The organism is Haloferax gibbonsii ATCC 33959, from assembly GCF_000336775.1.
In the GTDB taxonomy this organism is placed as follows: domain Archaea; phylum Halobacteriota; class Halobacteria; order Halobacteriales; family Haloferacaceae; genus Haloferax; species Haloferax gibbonsii.
This window is the reverse complement of the sequence record NZ_AOLJ01000001.1, coordinates 117653-134315: the sequence shown is the minus strand read 5'-3', so window position 1 is coordinate 134315 and position 16663 is coordinate 117653. Positions and strand designations below refer to the sequence as shown.

Sequence of the window (16663 nt, the reverse complement as noted above, 5' to 3'; positions counted from 1 at the left end):
CTCGTGCGCGGTTGGGTCAGCATAGCTCTCGTTGCGTACACGGACATCGCCATCAAGGAGTTCGAACGCGAACGCCTCGTACTGCGCTCGCTTGAGGACGCGCGTAGGTGGATCGAACTCTGGTAGTACAGGAGTCATGGTAGCCAGCGCGCAATGCGCGCACCCCTTCGGGCGCATGAAAAACTACGCTGTCGAACGGAGTGACAGGTGACACAGAATCAGGTCGGATTCTTTGTGCTGTCCTGTCCTGATTGTCCTGCAGTCAATACACCCTCTATATTCAGCATACCTCACTACTCAATTCTCAATCATTTCAACAAGTCCAGAATTTCACAATCGGATATGCGAAAAGCCAAACATCGCTTCCCTGTACCATCAGTTAATGAGCGAGTCAAAAGACGCGGACGCGAGGCCAAAAATATCAGTTGCAGTTGTAGATAAGACGCACGCGAACGAGATCCCGGACAATATTGACTCTGAACTATATACGACAACAAGGCCTGAGTCATCGTTGGTTGAGTTTGCGGCTGACCCTGATGGGGAACTAGCAGAGGCACTCAGGCGAAACGGATTCGACGTCTGAGTTAATCCACTCGCTTTCTCGATGTCTCAGGTGATTCACCGCTGAACCTGCGAAAACAACACCCTGTAAAGTGTTCCTCAACACCCTCTGTCGCAGGGCAAGATATAGCTGACAAAGAGGCATCAACAGAGCCGCGACAGCAGAACCACAGATGAGAGTTCTCAGACCGCGTCGAGTGTTGAGAGAATCTCTTCGGCCGTCCCGCTAATCCGACCCAGTCGCTCTTGGAGGACATCTGTCTCGTCACCCTGCCACGCCGCGAGATAGAACGCCGACCCACTCGTATCCAAGCCGAGATAGCGACCGACGACGTATGCGACGGCCTCTGCTTCGACCTCGCGTTTCGCCCGCTCGGTCGCGTCAGTAATGTCGAAATGCANCTCGTATCCAAGCCGAGATAGCGACCGACGACGTATGCGACGGCCTCTGCTTCGACCTCGCGTTTCGCCCGCTCGGTCGCGTCAGTAATGTCGAAATGCAAAATCGCGTGGGCGTACTCGTGGATGATCGTCGATGCGAGATCCGCGCGGTTCGACCGATTCTTCACTTCCACGAGTGGGGTGAGGTCTTGGACACTCCGCGACTGGCAGACGCCCTTTGCCTCCCCATGACGCCACTCGTCGGGATCGACGATGCGGATGGTCACGCCGAGGTCCGACGCGATGTGAGTGAGGTCATCGACGAGCGTATCAGGCTCACCGGTCGCCGCTGTATCCAGCTCCGGGAGTGGCTCACCCTCGGTCTGCGAAATGTCGAAGACTGGTGCAGGCTTGAAGCCCACGAGGCCCTCTGACCATTCCTCGGGTGGCGTCTCGTCGTACTCACACTCGCTGGTCTCGTGGTAGCTCGGTGCGTTCCCACACTCGGGGCATTGGGTCGTGATGATCGGCGCCCAGATCCAGATGGCTGACTCGCCCTCCTGGACGTGGCGGTCGAACTCTGCTTGCCACGTCCGGTAGCCAGCGACCTTCGTCGCCGCAGGACACTGGAGGGTGATGAGGAGTGTGTTGCGGTGAGAGTAGTCGTGGAACCGGCTCTGGACGTCCAGCCACGCTTGGAACTGCTCGCTCGCCTGAGCGTCGTCGACGTCGTCAGCGAGCTCCGCAAGCCATTGTTCGATCGTGCGATGCATCTCATCGTGTCGCGTGTCGGTCTCGTCGAACGACACCGACGGGGAACTCGTTGTTGCCATTAGTTTCAGTTCACGGTGACACGTCGCTCTATGACGCGCCGCACCCCTCTGGGGCGCACAAAAAACAGGCGAGACGACCTACTGGTCGGTGTCCTCGCACTCGAGGCTACGAAGGTACTGTCGACACTCGCCGAACAGGCCGCTCGCAGTCGCCTCGCCGGTCGTGAGGTGTCGAACCCACTCAATCGCCCAGCAGTACACGGGGGCGGACTCACCTGCCCCGTGGATGTACCACCAGCGAGCGGCTTTGAGCACGACGAGTGGGTTTGTCGGCGGTTGTTCGCTCAGAAGGTCCCACGTAATCGACTCGATTTCATCGGGAATGTCGGCTCGGGTGAACTCCGAACGATGCACGAGGTCGAGGTCGACCGGAATCTCGTCGATAGAGACGTCTGACTCTGTCTGTTGGTGACTCATGGAGATCACGTCACACGGACTGTGTCTTCAGCCCGCACCCATCTCGGGCGCAAAAAATCACGACGGCGCGCTAGTACCGACGGGACTCTCGACCGAGGCTATGCGAGATGCGATACCTCCTCGGGTTCGGAGTCGTCAGCGAACTCGTTGCGCTCGACTGGCGTCCAGTCTTCGGTCGTGGTTGGTGCCCACCAATCGACGTGGTAGTCACCCGGAGCACCGAGAATCTTAACTTGTGCTTCGTCGTCGGGAAGCGGCCGGCGAAGTTTCTCGTCGACGTGGAGATTCCACGTCGTCGTCGCGTCGAATGTGATGATGGCCGCCTCATCGTAGCCACGCGACTCAGGCGACTCACGGCACGTCACGCTGGTATTGCACTCTGTGCAGAACACCCCCTCGAAGGGAATGTGCGTGAACGCCTCGGTGCCACACACCGGACACCACAGAAACTCGAACAGCGCCTCGTCGTGACGGGACACGCGCTCGAGACTCATCGATCATTCACCACCGGAGCAGGTATCACGAGCGGGTGGTGTGAGGAGTGAGACAACTCGACTGCCAGCGTTGGAATTGGCATCTGTTACTACGCCTCCGCCCCTTTGGGCGGCGCAAAAACAACGCCGTAGTGGAGATCTGCTGAACGCGCAATAGAGCTGAATGAGGTACCCTGTCATAGGAGTTCGGTAANCGCCTCCGCCCCTTTGGGCGGCGCAAAAACAACGCCGTAGTGGAGATCTGCTGAACGCGCAATAGAGCTGAATGAGGTACCCTGTCATAGGAGTTCGGTAATCCGCCGACTGTGAGGTTGCGAGTTCACGAATACAATCTGAAAGTGGCAGAGTGAGAGTACATTTCGTCTGTCTTCCTGTGGAGATTGAGAAGTAGTAACCCAATATGTGCCCGGTTCGACACACCACAGGAGGACTTACTCTGTGTCTACTGCTAACTCCGCGAGGACATCATCGTGTGAGGTCGTTCGAACGCGCTCGACAAACGCATGTGCAGCAGTGTCAGTCGCAAACACCGACGCATCATAGCCGACGGAGCCACCGAACACAGTCCACTCGTCGGTCACCACACCACCGGACAGCGGCGTGTACTCGACACGATAGGTGTCAGCCACGTCGTCGATGACGATTCGAACAGCGATACCACGATCAGAAAGTGTCTCTCTCAGGAGTGCCATTGGCCACAGCGTCGACTCAGTAGTGGACATCAGCGGGAACGATCCATAGGTAGTCGTTCGACCCGACCAGTTGCTCGAGTCGTTCGCGATACCGAACCCCATCAGCGAACTCGTCGTAGAGGTACACCGCCGGTCCGCGGTACGCCCCGAGATTATGGCACGCATGTCTGACGAGGTCCTCATCGCGCATAATCGCCGCGGCGTCAAGCTCGTCAACGCCCTCTCGAACACGCTCGAGATTCCGCTCGAACTCGCGTGTCGTCGCCTGCCACCCACGCTCAAGGAGTTCCTGGCCGTCTTCTGAATCAACAGGCTCTGCAACCGGGAGGTCACCCCACCGGGCGCTGCCGGCAACCGTTGTTGAGTCGTCATCGAACGTCACATAATAGTCGAACACCGCCTCAGCGTGGGGGGCAGCTCCCACCAGTTGGTCGAATACGTCAGCGGCCCGCGAGAGGGCTTCGTCTGTTGCCGATGCAGTCACGAGAGCGTAGATTACCTGGTGCATTCGTCGTCACCTCGCCAACTCAGGAGTCGAAGTCTGTCCGACCCCCTGCGCCGGCGCCCATCGCCGGCGCACACAAACACAACCCACTACGACGCACCGGTGTTCACGTGTGCTGTTGCTCTGGAGGGGGTGGTGGACGCTTCGCTCTGTTGAACTACCAGTCGCTGACAGTCGTTAGAACCGTGCTGAACTCAGGGTGCAAGTCGGACCCTGACATGAGATCTCGCCTGAGAGAGTCGAACCGCTCAAAGCTGAGTTTGTAGATATTGCTGGCCAGACCCCGTTTGATGGACAAAAGTGCGAGATCGTGCCATTTGATGCACAGCACAGAATTTTCAATAAGAAGGTCATAGACCGACCCTCTCATCATAATCTATAGTAATCTCCAGAAGTATTTGCTCATCTCTCTTGACGCAAGGGTGAAAAGCGATGGATAGCAGCAGATTACGTCGTCATAGGGTGCAAAGACTTCCAAATTCTACTATAGATGCTCGGACTGGGAGGGATTTTGATCGGGCCGTAGAGCTGAACCAAGTTCCAACGGTTCGTGCTCGGCGAATTCGTATTCTGTGGAACCCCTTCTATCAGCATCCAACCCACTCCGAATCTGGCGGCACAGTGAATTCTAAACCGATCACAATGGATATCGAGAAGGGTGCTTTTGTTATCTACCGGGTTTATCTTACTCGAAGGTCGCGAGTGATCTTGCCAGAGAAGGGAGCGTATATTATTGAGGCAGATGTTCGAGATGGGTTTGGATGGATTGGAGCGGGTTTCTATAGGGATTCAACAGAATGGGATGTCAGATACTCTACTGAGGAGGATGATTGTCTTCGTATGTATGTTCCGACACCGACTAAATTTAACGAAGGCTGGGAGCCTATGGATCCGTTAGATTAGATGAATGGGGCTTGGGGTAGTAGAAATCGTTAGAACTGGTTTGTTAGCCGATGTGGCCTTCTTTTGTTTCGAGGCCCACGTTTTCGAGTATTTGTCTTATGTCGTTGACTTGGTTGTGTGCGTCTTCCATTGTGTATGGAGGCATTGTTTCTGAAGTTCCGATGGTGAAGTAGTCGTCCGGGTCTTGTGGTGTGTAGTGGATGATGGTTCCGAACGCGGGGGCTTCTCCAGTCCATTCTTCTTTTGTGACTGTGGGTTCGTCGATTGAGATTCCGCCGTTTACTGTTTGGTAGAGTGCTTGGCTGAGGTCTCCTTGGCTTCTTGCCATTTCTGCGAGGTCTGCCCCGTCGATGTTCATAACTATTTTTTCTCCTGTGATCTCGTCCAGTGTATCGTTTAGTGCTTGTTTGGGGTTGTCGGCGTGGTTGGCGTAGCTTATTCCTGAGTTGTGTTCTCGGATGAATGCGTGGTAGTCGACTACATCGTAGCCGTTTTCTTCCAGAGTTTTTCCAGCCAGCCTCATATTTTCCGCGAATCTTTCTTCAAAATCAGATGACATATATAACTACCAATAGGTAATAAATTTTAATATGTTTTTCCTGATTGATGTGATCGTCGTAGTTCCGCATCCAGGCCTGCGGTGATATTCTACAAGATAGGTAGTAGAGGGGAAGGCTCGTTGGTGCTATAGTAGCGTTTGGAACTCTTTGCAGCCGGTGACGTCAGTCTGTCCCTCTCAGCCGAGTTCTGCGCGTGCCTCACATCCGAGTGAGCAGTTTCTTTCAAACGCTACTATAGTAGGGAACAATGAGTCAGCTGATCAGAGAACTAAGGCTCAGAAAATCATAAGAGGAGAGTATACGCCGATGGATGCTGTAAGGGACAGCTGGTTTGATGGAAACGCTGTATGTAGCGGAGGTTCAACATGTAATGTGCCTCCGGCTGAGTTAATACCGCAGAAAGATGAACTTGATCAGCTAGAAATGATCAGTTCACAGGTACAGTATATGGGAGATATGTGGAGTCAGAACTTATCCGCCAGTGTGAATGACCTGAGCTCAAGTTCAGCTTCCAATTATCTTAAGAATGGAAATTAGAGAATTTAGGCTCCGGCCAGTACTTGCTGGCTGAAGTCATCCATTTCTTCTCCTTCTAAAGAAGCATCGACGTCGTCAACACTCATGCTGTACTCTGGGTTGTCCCTAAGGAACTGGTTGAAGTCATCATATTCCCTGCTGCTATCCTCCCAGACCTCCTCAATCAGGGAGTCATCTTCTACAACAGCATACTGCGGATTTTCTGTTGTACCATAGATAATGTGATTCTCGTCTTGTTTTCTAACCATTTTTTCCAGTACTTTTGACTGGTTGTATAATGTCTCGAACTCAGTATCGTTCTGGTTGAAGTTTCTGAGCTTTTCGATAAAGTCAACTACATATTCTGTAGTTGGCGCTACTGTTTCACCACCGCCGGGGCGAGGCGCATCTTCAGGATAGAGCGAATTAGAAATCTCTCCGATTGTACGGATCGCCTTGGTTTTTTTATCTACAGGCCCCAGCGAAGAAGTATTTTCATCTTTTTCCCAGCCGAATCTTAGTGGGTGCCAGTACTCTTGGAATCCATCGTTTCCGGGTTCCAAGTAGCCAGAGTCTTCGATTAATGGGTGAAGTTGTTGGTCATCTGCGGTCGCTGTTACTGGAGCTGAGACAGTCTCCATGAATCTGAGTTCTTCTGAGCCATCTGCGTTTTTACCGTAGATAAGGCCTGTCCCGTGACCTAAAGTTGCAACGTCCCAGGCATGTACTTCGAGACCCTTGTTAGTATTCTGTTCTATTGCTCTTTCTAAGGCGGGAGCATATAGTGCATCTTCTGTAGATACTGGTCCGTCATCTGTTATTTTTGCGTTCCAGTTGAATAGGTATGGGTGGACCCAGTCTAGTGCTTCTCCTACTGTTTCGGCGTTGGAGAATTGTTCGAAGTCGAAGTTTCCTCCTCTTCTTTCTTCCATGCTTCCGTTTGGGTAGATTGCTGCGGGTACTTCGTCACCGCTTTTAATTGCTTGAATATCGGGGTCTCCTGTATCTGTTCCGATGCTGTCTACGAAGTTTTTTACTTCTGTGGGTTGGGCTTCTGCCAAATCGATGTAGTCGTTGTCGTGTCGCCATTCGTAGGCTGCGAGGTCTATTCCGAATTTGTTGAATCCTAGTTGTTCGTGGCTGTTGTAGTTATCTATTACTGGGTCTGATGTAATGAATCCGCCGCGCTTCTCCAGGTAGTTGTCTTCTAGAGAGTTCTGGCTTATCTGGCTTCTTAGTTCTTCATTCCTCTGAGGAACTACATCCAGTTTGTAGTTGCTTGGTGTTGATTTAACAGCTGGTGCTGTATCCTGGACCTGGTTATTTTCTGAAGATGCTGTTGCAGTGAATTCCTGTTCTCCCTTCTTCATCTGACCTGGTTGCACAGTAACTGTATTATCATTCCACTGGCTGGAATCCGGGCCTATCTGTACTTTCTCGTTGGATACATTGACTGATTCCACGTTGCCTGAAGTTTCTACCGTGAACTGAGCCTGAAAGTCCTCTATACTATGATTTCTCCATATCGGCGGTAGCTGACCTGGCTGCGAAGAAGTAGATATGTTGACCGAAATATCTGCACTGTTGGTAGGGGTTGTTTCCGTGGTGTTGTTGGGGCTATCTGTGTCTTTGTTGTTTCCAGTAATGGTGTTGCAGCCGGCGAGTGTGGTGAGGAGTCCGGTGGTTCCGAGGATGAGTTGTCGTCGTTTCAAAGAGAGTTGCCACCTGGTTGTTGTGTCTACTTAGTAGTGTCACTGTTTTATAGGTTAAGGGAGAGTGAAGAGCTCATCTGAAATTGGGTGTGTGGTCAGGTACCTACCCGTTCTCCGGCAACGATCTGATAGAAGAGGTGGTACTTGATGAACTCTGTATCTGCGTCACACGATTTCTGTTAGTTCTACGGAACTCAACAGAGCCCCCTGATTCATTCTCGTACCAATATCAGGAATCTGGATCAGGTCCGTACTGTGGTGTTCGACACACGGAACACTGCCAGACAGGCTCACCAGCCCACGCTGCGGGTGGGCTGTCGTCGCGTGAGTCGAACCGATGCGATGTCTGCTCGCCACACGACTGACAGCGGAGCAATTGCCGTGTTGGCGAGGCTGACGACGACTGTGACGACGAGACATCAGCAGACGCTCGCCGAAGCGCAATCGCCGGGACAACCCACGTCTCTGAATCCGAGAGCAACTGCTCACGACGGGAGTCCTCAGTAATCTGCGTCCCAGCAGCGTCGTACCACCGGGAGCACCAAGAAGGTTTCAACAGGTTCAAGAAAATCGTAACCACGAATCTCCGGCTACGCTGATGCGGGCGACGAAGACCCCTCATCACGCGGCAGACCGAACTCAACCTCAATCCGGACCGTATCGTAGGGGACGTACGGCTTCTTTGCGCGACCATCCTTCTCGAAGTGGACGATGTCGTACTCGGCTAGTAGGTGTAGATCGTCGTGCACATCGTGGACGTCGCGCTCCAAGCGACTAGCCAGTGCGCGGATACTCTCGGGCGGGCGTTCCATCACCTCTTCGAGGAGTTCCATCCGCCGGTCGGTTAGCAGTTGGCGGAGCCGCGTCCGATCCTCGAAGTTGACGACATGCGGTACCTCTTCACCCTGCTCCCACCGTTCGGCCCGCTCAAGAGCCGCCGCCTGTGCCTGTTCTGCTGGGAGCGACGTGATACGGAGAGTCGAAGGGTACTCGACCTCGTCCGGGTCGGGAGTGAATTCGTCGTGCGTCGGTTCAGTATCAGTTGGTTCGTTGCTCATAGATCTCGTTCACCTCGGTTTGGAAATCGTTGACTAGGTCGGACAGCCCTGTGAACTCCAACTTCGTGATGTCGCCCTCGGGTGTATGTCGGTGGTGTCGACCAACATCCAAGTGGTACGGCGAGTTATCATACCGCAGGAGTGTGTCGCCGTCAGCGTCCATGTACTGAAAGCTGTATTTCAGTCCCTGTGGGAAGTCTTCGCTTGAGGGAACCTGCCACGCGACCATCTCATACCGACTTCCATCTGGCTTCTCGTTTTCGTCCCGGTACACAACCCTTGCAGGCATCGTTCTCCTATGTTGTGGTACAACCCCAACAATGTTAAAGCTTAGCGTTTGGGACGTCCCCCAACAGTCAGATTCCGTACACTCAGCACCGCTTTGAGCTTTTTTAGCGATAGTACTTCGTCCGTACCCTTTCTTTGAACGGTATTCAACGCCATCTCACGCGGTGCTTAACTCTCGTGTGGGAAAGTTCGTCTCAAGCCCGTTTTCAATCGCAGCAGGACGTGGCCGAATGCTACTTGCACCTCACCAACGAGCGTCTTCGTTCAGTCGAAGTTCCGCGGCCGGGTCACGGGAGGGCGGCATACCGCGTCGTGGCTGTATCTTCCGATATAAACGTTCGTCCAGCGAGGTCACTCTGAAACCCGGCCGATGGCCAACAAATGTATATGTATTCTTAAACTAGCTGCGGACAGCAAAATGTACGACTTGACCGGGTTCCAACGCGACCTGCTGTACGTCACCGCCGGCTTGGATGAACCACACGGACTCGCAATCAAAGACCAACTCGAGGACTACTACGAAACCGAGATCCACCACGGCCGGCTGTATCCCAATCTCGATACACTCGTCGAGAAGGGACTGCTCGACAAAGGCGAAAAGGACCGCCGAACGAACGTCTACGCGATCACCGCTCGCGGTCGCCGGGAAATCGAAGCCCGCGACGACTGGGAACAACAGTATACAAGCGAACTCACCACCTAACTGTACGAGACGAGTGACTGTTTTCGTCGACTGTCCGTACGAGTGAGACTAGCGTCTCCTATTACGTTGGATCGACCCCGTTGAAATCCTCAGACTGTGACAGGAAGTGCGTGCAACATACAGAGAGTGAAGCCAGCATTCGAGAGTAGTAGATAGGTTACATCTCGGGAATTGAGACCGACAGAAGCAAGGAAGAAGCTCGACTCTCACATCGTTCACATTCTTGGGTACAGAAGACTACTCGCGCTCTTCGATGACGATCTTCCGGGCCTCAGCTACGATACCTTGAGTCTCCGCAAATGCCTCTGCGTCTAAAGCGACAGCTGCACCGACCCCATCTCGGAGGACGAAGTTCATCTCGATGACGTTCTCGAAGCACTGGACCAAGCACGTCAATTCGCCGTGGTCCTCTGCAAACGTGTCCTTGTAGACCGGTGCAGTCAACGAGTCCAGCCGTGACTCGTCAACCGCTTTTTTAATGTCGTCCTCTGTGTATCGGACAGCCACGTCATCTCGCAAGTAAACGACGTCGTGACTGTCTTGGTTGTACTTCACGATGCTCCGAAGATTGCCGTTTGTCCTTTCCTCGAAATATTCTTCGAGCCGAGACGCCATCTTGGTAGCCATTGTCAGTATGTTGTCTGTGAAGAATCATATAACCACGGTCAAATCCACCTCAATTCGCTAATTTAGCGGAATCAATGGCTGGGTTGCTAGTTGTCTGGGCCACTGTAAGGTGTGGCAGTTGCGTGACCGACTTGCGCCCTCTATTCAGCACGCCTTCGACAAACCATCAGGGGCTTAGGATTTCAACAGAGCCCACTAGACGTAAACGACCACGGGCACGGTGGCCCGTGGCTTTTGTTGTTCCCTCAGCCTACGTTGTAAGCACTCCACGCGAAGCGATTTCGCGGGATGAGGATGGGCGGTTTACAGAGCGCCCCGACCCAGACAGGCTCACCTTCCGAACACTTGGTTGGGTTTTGCGAGTCCGGTAATTAACCGATTCAACATCTACGCCAGCGTGTTTCGCCCACACTCGCCACGCCACATTCACACTCGCGTTCCGGTCAGCATGGTCTTGATGAACCGCACACGAATCATTTGTACACCGGAACCGTCGTCCTTGACGGTATCCCCGATGACCACAGCACGAACATGACTTCGAGTTGTACGGAGACTCGACCGTCTCACACGGAATCTGGTTCCACGTCGCTTTGTAACGAACCTGTTGCTCGAACTTGTGGAACGGGAGTTTGTGCAGACGCCGATTCATGTACGTGCCGTACTTGATGGCGTCTCGAATTCCACTCAAGTCCTCGAACACCATAACGGGGTTCGGGAACTGTTGGGCGAATTCTACCACGACTCGGGACATTCGGTGAAGAACCCACTCTGTATAGTGTTCTTCTTTCTCCCCGAGTTGGTAGTGGATGGAGTGTTGGCCGTGTTCTTGACAGCGTTTTGTGATGGTGTGGTAGCGTTGGCGTTCGGCTTTCACCGAACCGTAGTCAAGCACGAGTGTTCCGAGCGTTTCCATCGTCTCACGGTTAAGAGCGGTGAGAGCGATGTTGCGCTCGTTAATATCGACGCCGACGAGTGTGTCCGCGTCTTCGGGTTCTGGCACCTCAACTTCTGTTTTGACCGTGACGTGTAGGTAGTACACGCCATCTCGGTACAGAAGCTCGGCCTGCCCCAACGACCACTCATCTTCAGTCAAGGCTGACTCGATGAGGTTGAAGTCTTCTGGTCGTCCTCGAAGGTGTCCTTTCACCTTCTTGTACGGCTTCGGACTCACACGGAACGCTACGCGGTCGTCATCGTCGTTGTAGGTAAGTCGGTAGCCTTCGGTGTGCGCCATGACGAGCGGATAGGCTCCGTTCTTGTCCGTGTCTGGTAGCGATGGTTTCCCGACGTTGGTGTCGTCTTGGTCGTGCCACCAGTTGAGGAGTTCTTTGTAGGAGTCCCACGCTTGCAGGGCTTTCCCGACGACCGCGCACTTGTTGTTCCGAAGGAAGTCCTCGCGGTCAACTTCCTTCTGAATCTCGGTGCGGTTGTAGCCGTCTTGCTTGAGTCGGAGTGTGTCGTTGGCGATGTCTCGTGCGGTGAAGCGGGCATCTTTGAGCCACGACCGCTCACCAGACTCTATGCAGAGTCGAGTGCGTGCGGTCTTCGTGACTGGTTCGATACCCATACATTGACTATCGAATCAAATGATAATAAGCGTAGGGATTCGGATGGAAGAGTACTGGAGTCATGCACATTCGATTAGTTCGTGTAAGTATCACTTCGTGTGGTGTCCGAAGTACCGACACCCCATACTGGAACTCGTCAAAGACGAGGTGACAGGGTTGTTCACGGAGACAGCCGACCACTTCGGACACGAGATACTCGCCCTCGAAATTGCGGATGACCACGTACACTTGTTCGTCCAGACTGACCCCAAGCATAGTCCGGCTGATGTGGCTCGACAATTCAAGTCGTACTCTGGAAAGCACATCATTGAACGCCATCCTGCAATCCGAGAATCATATTTTTGGGGTGGTGGGTTCTGGAAAGTAGGCTACTACGTCGGGACTACCGGAGCGGTATCCGAAGAAGTGGTTCAACGGTACATCGAACAGACTGAACATTAAGCAGGGTGTCGGGCTTCACCCCCCGCGTCCGGTGACGCAGGGAACTCGCCCTTGAGACCAGTTTAGATCCCCCGAAGAAAATACCCCCATCACTCATCGCAAGTGATGTGATTCCAAAGCCGGTGTCGAGACTCCAGATAGCAGCCCCATCGGCTGCTGAAACCGCGTGAATAACCCCACCCGCGTCACTGAAATACACCACCCCATCAGCAACGACTGAATCATAATTAAGTATCGCACCAGCATCGTAGCGCCAGCGTTCACTCCCAGTGGTGCTATCGAATGCATAGAAGATATGCTCCCAATCGCCAATATAGACAACTCCGTTGGCTACTGTTGGTCTTGAGGGGGCGATTCGCCCGTTGGTTGGACTGTTCCAGACGATGCTCCCATCAGCGACATCGTAGGCGAAGAGACCTTTCGCGGCTGTCCCGTGATACAGCAGTTCTCCGGCGACGGCTGGACTGCTCGAGAATGATCCGTCGGTCGTTTCCCATACTTTTGTGAGTTTGCCTGTGGGACGTCTCCCGTGCGGGTTGTATCCGGACCGCCCATTGTCAAACTGGAACGTTGGCCATGACGGCTCTGCTGGCGCACGAGCAGTAACGGGGCGACCCGCGCGGAGAGCTGCAGTTCCAATCGCAAATGAGGTCCCGAAAATTCGGAGTGCCTGTCGTCGATTCAGTCCTTGTTGGTTCCCCCGAAGCATGCTAGTCGGTGGAGAGACAGGGTAATAGTCATGATAGTGATACCCCAGTTTAACAGTCACTTTCATTGGTGAATATCGAAGGCACCAATCCCCACCGTGACGTCAAAAAGAGTTCTAGAGGTCGTGGCTGCGCGCGCAGCGGCTGCGAGCACGGAGCGGAGGGTGGGGCGGCGGGGTCTGGGTCGGCCCGGCCACCAATAAAAAAGAGGGCCGCCGCGCGCCGTTAGGCGTCCCACCAAGCGTCGCGCTCGGGGAAGTGTACGGTCGTCCACCCCGTCAGGGCAATCGAGACACGCCCGTCGTACCAGTTCCGCGCCGCTCCGTGAATCCGCACACGTTCGCCCTCACGAATCCACGGCACGTCCGAGGCCTTCCAACTCGTCAGCTTCACCTGCCCGCTTTCGTCTTCGAGGAGCCCCGCTTGCTGAATCGCCGGCGACTCCGACTCCCACACTGTCGTCAGCGTCCCTTCAACGCACACCTCGCGTCGCGACACGCCCTCAAGCTTCCCGATTGGCACCATCGTCCCCGGTGCGCCTTCGAGTTCCTCGAACACGCTCACAGTTGCCGACATCATGTCCTTGCCACCCAACACCGCCTCGCTCAGCCGCCGACTGATCGCCGCTCGTGACCACCCATCCAGCTTCTCTGCCAGCCGTTTTGCCTGAGAGTTCACTGCGCCCAACTGTGCTTGGGTTAGCTCCGTCCGGGGATCCGCCCGGTCGGGGTCCGCCATCGGGTTCACACTCGCCGCCCGCTTCTGGAACTGCCGCCGTCGCGCAGCGCTCCGCTCGGCCGCAATCGTTCGCGACCGCACCTCACGACCCTCTTGCGAGCCCAGTTCCGCACGAGCACTAATCCGTTCGAGTTCAGCTTCCCGCGCTCGAATGCGCTCTTCTTGGGCCAACGTCACCCCGTCAATCCGCTCGTCGCTCGTGTCTGCGATCCCATCTGGGTGGTTCGCATCAACCTTTGCTTGGATCTCCTGTTGCACCGTCGCCTGGAACTGTGGCGTCTCGTCGACGACCTCAAACCCGTCTTCGTCGACCGCCGTCTCGTCCGCGTGTTCGAACGCCTGTTCAGCCACCGAAACTACCTTTCGACTGGGGTTGTTACTAGACATTGTAGTTCCTGAAGGCGCTGACGCGCCGACGCCCGCGACTCCACTCGCGGGATTCTCACGAACCAACACTTGAGCCACGGCTCCGACGTCGACCGGTGACGCCGTCACCGAGGTGCCCGCGCCGCGCCTTCACGCCGGACCCTGTCCGGCGCGGCGCGGCACCGACGGCACCCCCACAGACGAGTGCGGGGGGTGAACCTCGAGGTGAGCGCGCGGTCACCACCATATACCCAGCCGGTCACCGCGGGTCGGCGCCGCGCTGAGTCCGTCCGTCGCAGACGCAACGGCAGCGGTCGCGGCGCCGAGGCGGCACGGCCGGGGGGTATACGGTGGTGAACGGCGTCGCATACGGCCACAGCGAGGCCGCAGAGAGCGAGGACCCGCCGGACCAGCACCGCGCCCGGACCCGCACGAGCCTGTCCCGTCCGTCGCAGACGCAACGGAAACGCCTCGTGCGGCAGCCCGGCGCGGGCTGGACGCCCGCGGACCCACAGCTCGTCGCGGCCGAGTTTGAGCGCATGCCCGGCAGGCCGCACAGCCAGCCCTGAGTGAGCCCCGGACCGTGGCATACTGGGGGTGAGCACGGCGAGCCCCCAGTAGCCACCGCAGCCCGGGTGAACGAGGGGTGAGGGCAAGTGCCCGAACGGCGAGCAGCCCGCCCGGACCGCGCAAGCGGCCACGTCTGAGCCAGCCGGCCGGCGGCGCGACCGCATCGAGGGAGCGCCGACGCAACGGCTGGTGAAGATGCAGCCAGCCCGGTCTCGGTCACGGCCCGGATGCGGGTCGAGTGCTCGCAGACCCGCCCTCGGGGCTGACCGGTATCGGGTGGCTGCACGCGGCCCGACCCGGCCCCGCGACCGTGCACCGTCCGTCGGAGACGCAACGGAAGCGCGAAACGCCCGGGCCCGGCAGGAACGGGCTGCCCGCCGGAGCGCGCACAACCCGAGCAGTCGCCCCCCAAACGTACCGACACAACTCACCTCCCAAACACGTGAGATTGCTAGTTTCTACTCGCTAGCTTGCTATCCAGATCGTTGAGGACGTGACCCTCGTCTCCATCCCAAATGAAACACAACAACGGAGTATCTCACGCTTGCTTCGAATATGGCAGCAGTACGAGGCCGCCAGAGATGCTCTCGAAAAACTAACTCAGCAGACGTCGTCCAACTCTCACCACGTGATCTCAAATCGTGCGCCACCTTCAGAACCCGTTGTAACGGCAATATCCCAACCATGGCCCTCGACAATTTGAGAGACAATCGAGAGCCCATAGCCAGTTCCGTCAGCAGTTGTCGAATATCCATGGGTAAATATCTCTGACCGAATCGGCTCAGCGATCCCGGGGCCATCATCTTCGATATAGAGTCCCGTATCGTCAAGGAGGCTTCCAACAGTCACAGTCGCCCCAGCACCAGCATGTTCAACGGCATTGCGGAACAAGTTCTCTAGTAGTTCCTGAAAACGACTCTTATCCGCGGCGATCACTCCGAGATCATCGTCTAGTTGGAGCGTCGCTTGCTGTGTCTCAACGCTACTCCACGACGCATGGAGACACTCACGGATATCAACCGATTCGGTCTCACCAACGACTTCGCCTCTTTTTGAGAGGGCAAGAATGTCGCTGACGAGATCATCGATTCGAGTGAGTGATGCTAAGACCCGCTCCAATTCAGGACTCTCGTGCTGTTCATGGGCAATCTCAGTGTATCCGTACGCGATCGAGAGTGGGTTCCGAATATCATGTGTTAAGATGTCGGCGAACTCATTCAGCCGGTCCTTCTGCTCTTGAAGTTGGGACTCTCGCTGTCGCTGCTCGGTGACATCCCGAATGATGCCAGTAAAATACTGTTCACCATTGTGTTCGTGTTCACGAAGGCTGATAAGCGTCGGAACTTCGTGTCCGTCCTTGTGCAACGCCGGGAGCTCGATACCATCCCAGTCGATATTGCGCTCTCCTGTCGCCACATACGAGGCTAATGCAGCCACGTGGACTGGTTCTAAGCGCTCTGGGATGATTTTCATCTTTGAACTCCCAATTAACTCAGCGGGTGCATAGCCGAGGATGTCTTCAACCGCCGGGTTGGCATACACGATGTTGCTGTCCGAGTCGATCGTCAACATCCCCTCGGCTGCATTTTCGACAAGTGTCTGGTAGAAATCATCGGCGGAAATTGGTGGTGGCTGAGCGTCCTTCATATAAGATCACTATTACTAGTCAGTAGTTATGGGTTCTTCAGGATGTTGCTGCGAGACAGACTATGTCTCAGTTGAGGGTTGATTACGATCCGACTCCGGAGTGAAAGGGGAAGAGAGAACCTTCTGACGTGTATCAGACCGGGCACCCTGAGACACGCCACTGCTGGTGGGTGAGAGGCACTCAGCACGAGTCTGGTCGTTCACGGGCGTATGTAATTAATCTGTCAGTTCTATCCCTGAGATCTCGATAGGAGATTTTGATTGAGACTCGTATTACCAGTACACACCACAATTTCCAGTAAAGCACCTCGGTTTCGGTCTTCTGGCCTGGTCAAAGACGATCTCGGATTCAACTGGGGCCATATATTTTCATCGG

Annotated in this window: 16 protein-coding genes and 2 pseudogenes; 3 read left to right on the top strand and 15 right to left on the bottom strand. The window is 55.1% G+C overall.

The features are described from left to right. A pseudogene (locus C454_RS20985) lies at window positions 1–138 on the bottom strand (SWIM zinc finger family protein); the annotation flags it as partial. A 244-nt stretch (window positions 139–382) separates the two neighbouring features. Here C454_RS20985 and C454_RS19660 point away from each other — a divergent pair. Continuing rightward, entirely contained in the window at window positions 383–583 is a 201-nt protein-coding gene (locus C454_RS19660) for a hypothetical protein (RefSeq protein WP_081605163.1), read from the top strand. A gap of 170 nt (window positions 584–753) precedes the next feature. Here the strand turns inward: C454_RS19660 and C454_RS00515 are convergent. From C454_RS00515 to C454_RS00470, 9 genes and pseudogenes are all read right to left on the bottom strand, one after another. After that, window positions 754–1775: pseudogene (locus C454_RS00515) on the bottom strand (hypothetical protein); the annotation flags it as partial. A 78-nt stretch (window positions 1776–1853) separates the two neighbouring features. Continuing rightward, a complete protein-coding gene (locus C454_RS00510) occupies window positions 1854–2192 on the bottom strand; it encodes a hypothetical protein (RefSeq protein ID WP_004971438.1) in 339 nt (112 codons plus the stop codon). Between the two features lie 98 nt (window positions 2193–2290). After that, window positions 2291–2686: a DUF7567 family protein gene (locus tag C454_RS00505; protein WP_004971431.1), complete on the bottom strand. Its 396-nt coding sequence runs from the start codon at window positions 2684–2686 to the stop codon at window positions 2291–2293. 431 nt (window positions 2687–3117) lie between these two features. Then, window positions 3118–3378 (bottom strand): hypothetical protein, encoded by a 261-nt coding sequence (locus C454_RS00500; protein ID WP_004971425.1) that lies wholly within the window; start codon window positions 3376–3378, stop codon window positions 3118–3120. A gap of 16 nt (window positions 3379–3394) precedes the next feature. Beyond that, window positions 3395–3886 (bottom strand): hypothetical protein, encoded by a 492-nt coding sequence (locus C454_RS00495; protein WP_049904859.1) that lies wholly within the window; start codon window positions 3884–3886, stop codon window positions 3395–3397. A gap of 943 nt (window positions 3887–4829) precedes the next feature. Next, window positions 4830–5345, bottom strand: coding sequence for a hypothetical protein (locus tag C454_RS00485; protein WP_152421502.1), 516 nt, complete (start codon window positions 5343–5345; stop codon window positions 4830–4832). A 543-nt stretch (window positions 5346–5888) separates the two neighbouring features. Next, on the bottom strand, window positions 5889–7574 hold the full coding sequence (locus C454_RS20980; protein ID WP_239639825.1) for a hypothetical protein: 1686 nt from the start codon (window positions 7572–7574) through the stop codon (window positions 5889–5891). Between the two features lie 590 nt (window positions 7575–8164). Next, on the bottom strand, window positions 8165–8632 hold the full coding sequence (locus C454_RS00475; protein WP_004062178.1) for an HVO_A0114 family putative DNA-binding protein: 468 nt from the start codon (window positions 8630–8632) through the stop codon (window positions 8165–8167). After that, complete coding sequence (locus C454_RS00470; RefSeq protein WP_049896049.1) at window positions 8613–8921, bottom strand: toxin-antitoxin system TumE family protein; 309 nt, start codon at window positions 8919–8921, stop codon at window positions 8613–8615. Before C454_RS00470 ends, C454_RS00475 begins: the two co-directional genes overlap by 20 nt. Before the next feature lie 417 nt (window positions 8922–9338). Between C454_RS00470 and C454_RS00465 the strand changes: the two genes are divergently transcribed. Continuing rightward, complete coding sequence (locus C454_RS00465) at window positions 9339–9623, top strand: PadR family transcriptional regulator (RefSeq protein WP_004062180.1); 285 nt, start codon at window positions 9339–9341, stop codon at window positions 9621–9623. 237 nt (window positions 9624–9860) lie between these two features. Here C454_RS00465 and C454_RS00460 read toward each other — a convergent pair whose 3' ends face one another. Both C454_RS00460 and C454_RS00455 read right to left on the bottom strand, forming a co-directional pair. Next, window positions 9861–10250, bottom strand: coding sequence for a hypothetical protein (locus C454_RS00460; protein ID WP_004968161.1), 390 nt, complete (start codon window positions 10248–10250; stop codon window positions 9861–9863). 250 nt (window positions 10251–10500) lie between these two features. Continuing rightward, window positions 10501–11817, bottom strand: coding sequence for an RNA-guided endonuclease TnpB family protein (locus C454_RS00455; RefSeq protein WP_004971416.1), 1317 nt, complete (start codon window positions 11815–11817; stop codon window positions 10501–10503). A gap of 43 nt (window positions 11818–11860) precedes the next feature. On the opposite strand from C454_RS00455, the gene tnpA reads away from it, so the two are divergent. Then, the gene (gene tnpA / locus C454_RS00450; protein WP_049904865.1) at window positions 11861–12259 is read left to right on the top strand and encodes an IS200/IS605-like element ISHgi1 family transposase; all 399 of its coding nucleotides are present in this window, start codon (window positions 11861–11863) and stop codon (window positions 12257–12259) included. On the opposite strand, the gene C454_RS19655 is transcribed toward tnpA, so the two are convergent. The 3 genes from C454_RS19655 to C454_RS00435 all read right to left on the bottom strand — a co-directional run bounded on the left by C454_RS19655 (window position 12201) and on the right by C454_RS00435 (window position 16287). Beyond that, window positions 12201–12968, bottom strand: a complete 768-nt coding sequence (locus C454_RS19655) for an outer membrane protein assembly factor BamB family protein (protein WP_239639823.1) — start codon at window positions 12966–12968, stop codon at window positions 12201–12203. The two genes, tnpA and C454_RS19655, sit on opposite strands and share 59 nt — an antisense overlap. A gap of 223 nt (window positions 12969–13191) precedes the next feature. Next, window positions 13192–14091, bottom strand: a complete 900-nt coding sequence (locus tag C454_RS00445; protein ID WP_004971411.1) for an SOSS complex subunit B family protein — start codon at window positions 14089–14091, stop codon at window positions 13192–13194. 1170 nt (window positions 14092–15261) lie between these two features. Next, window positions 15262–16287, bottom strand: coding sequence for a two-component system sensor histidine kinase NtrB (locus C454_RS00435; protein ID WP_049904857.1), 1026 nt, complete (start codon window positions 16285–16287; stop codon window positions 15262–15264). Window positions 16288–16663 lie beyond the last annotated feature (376 nt).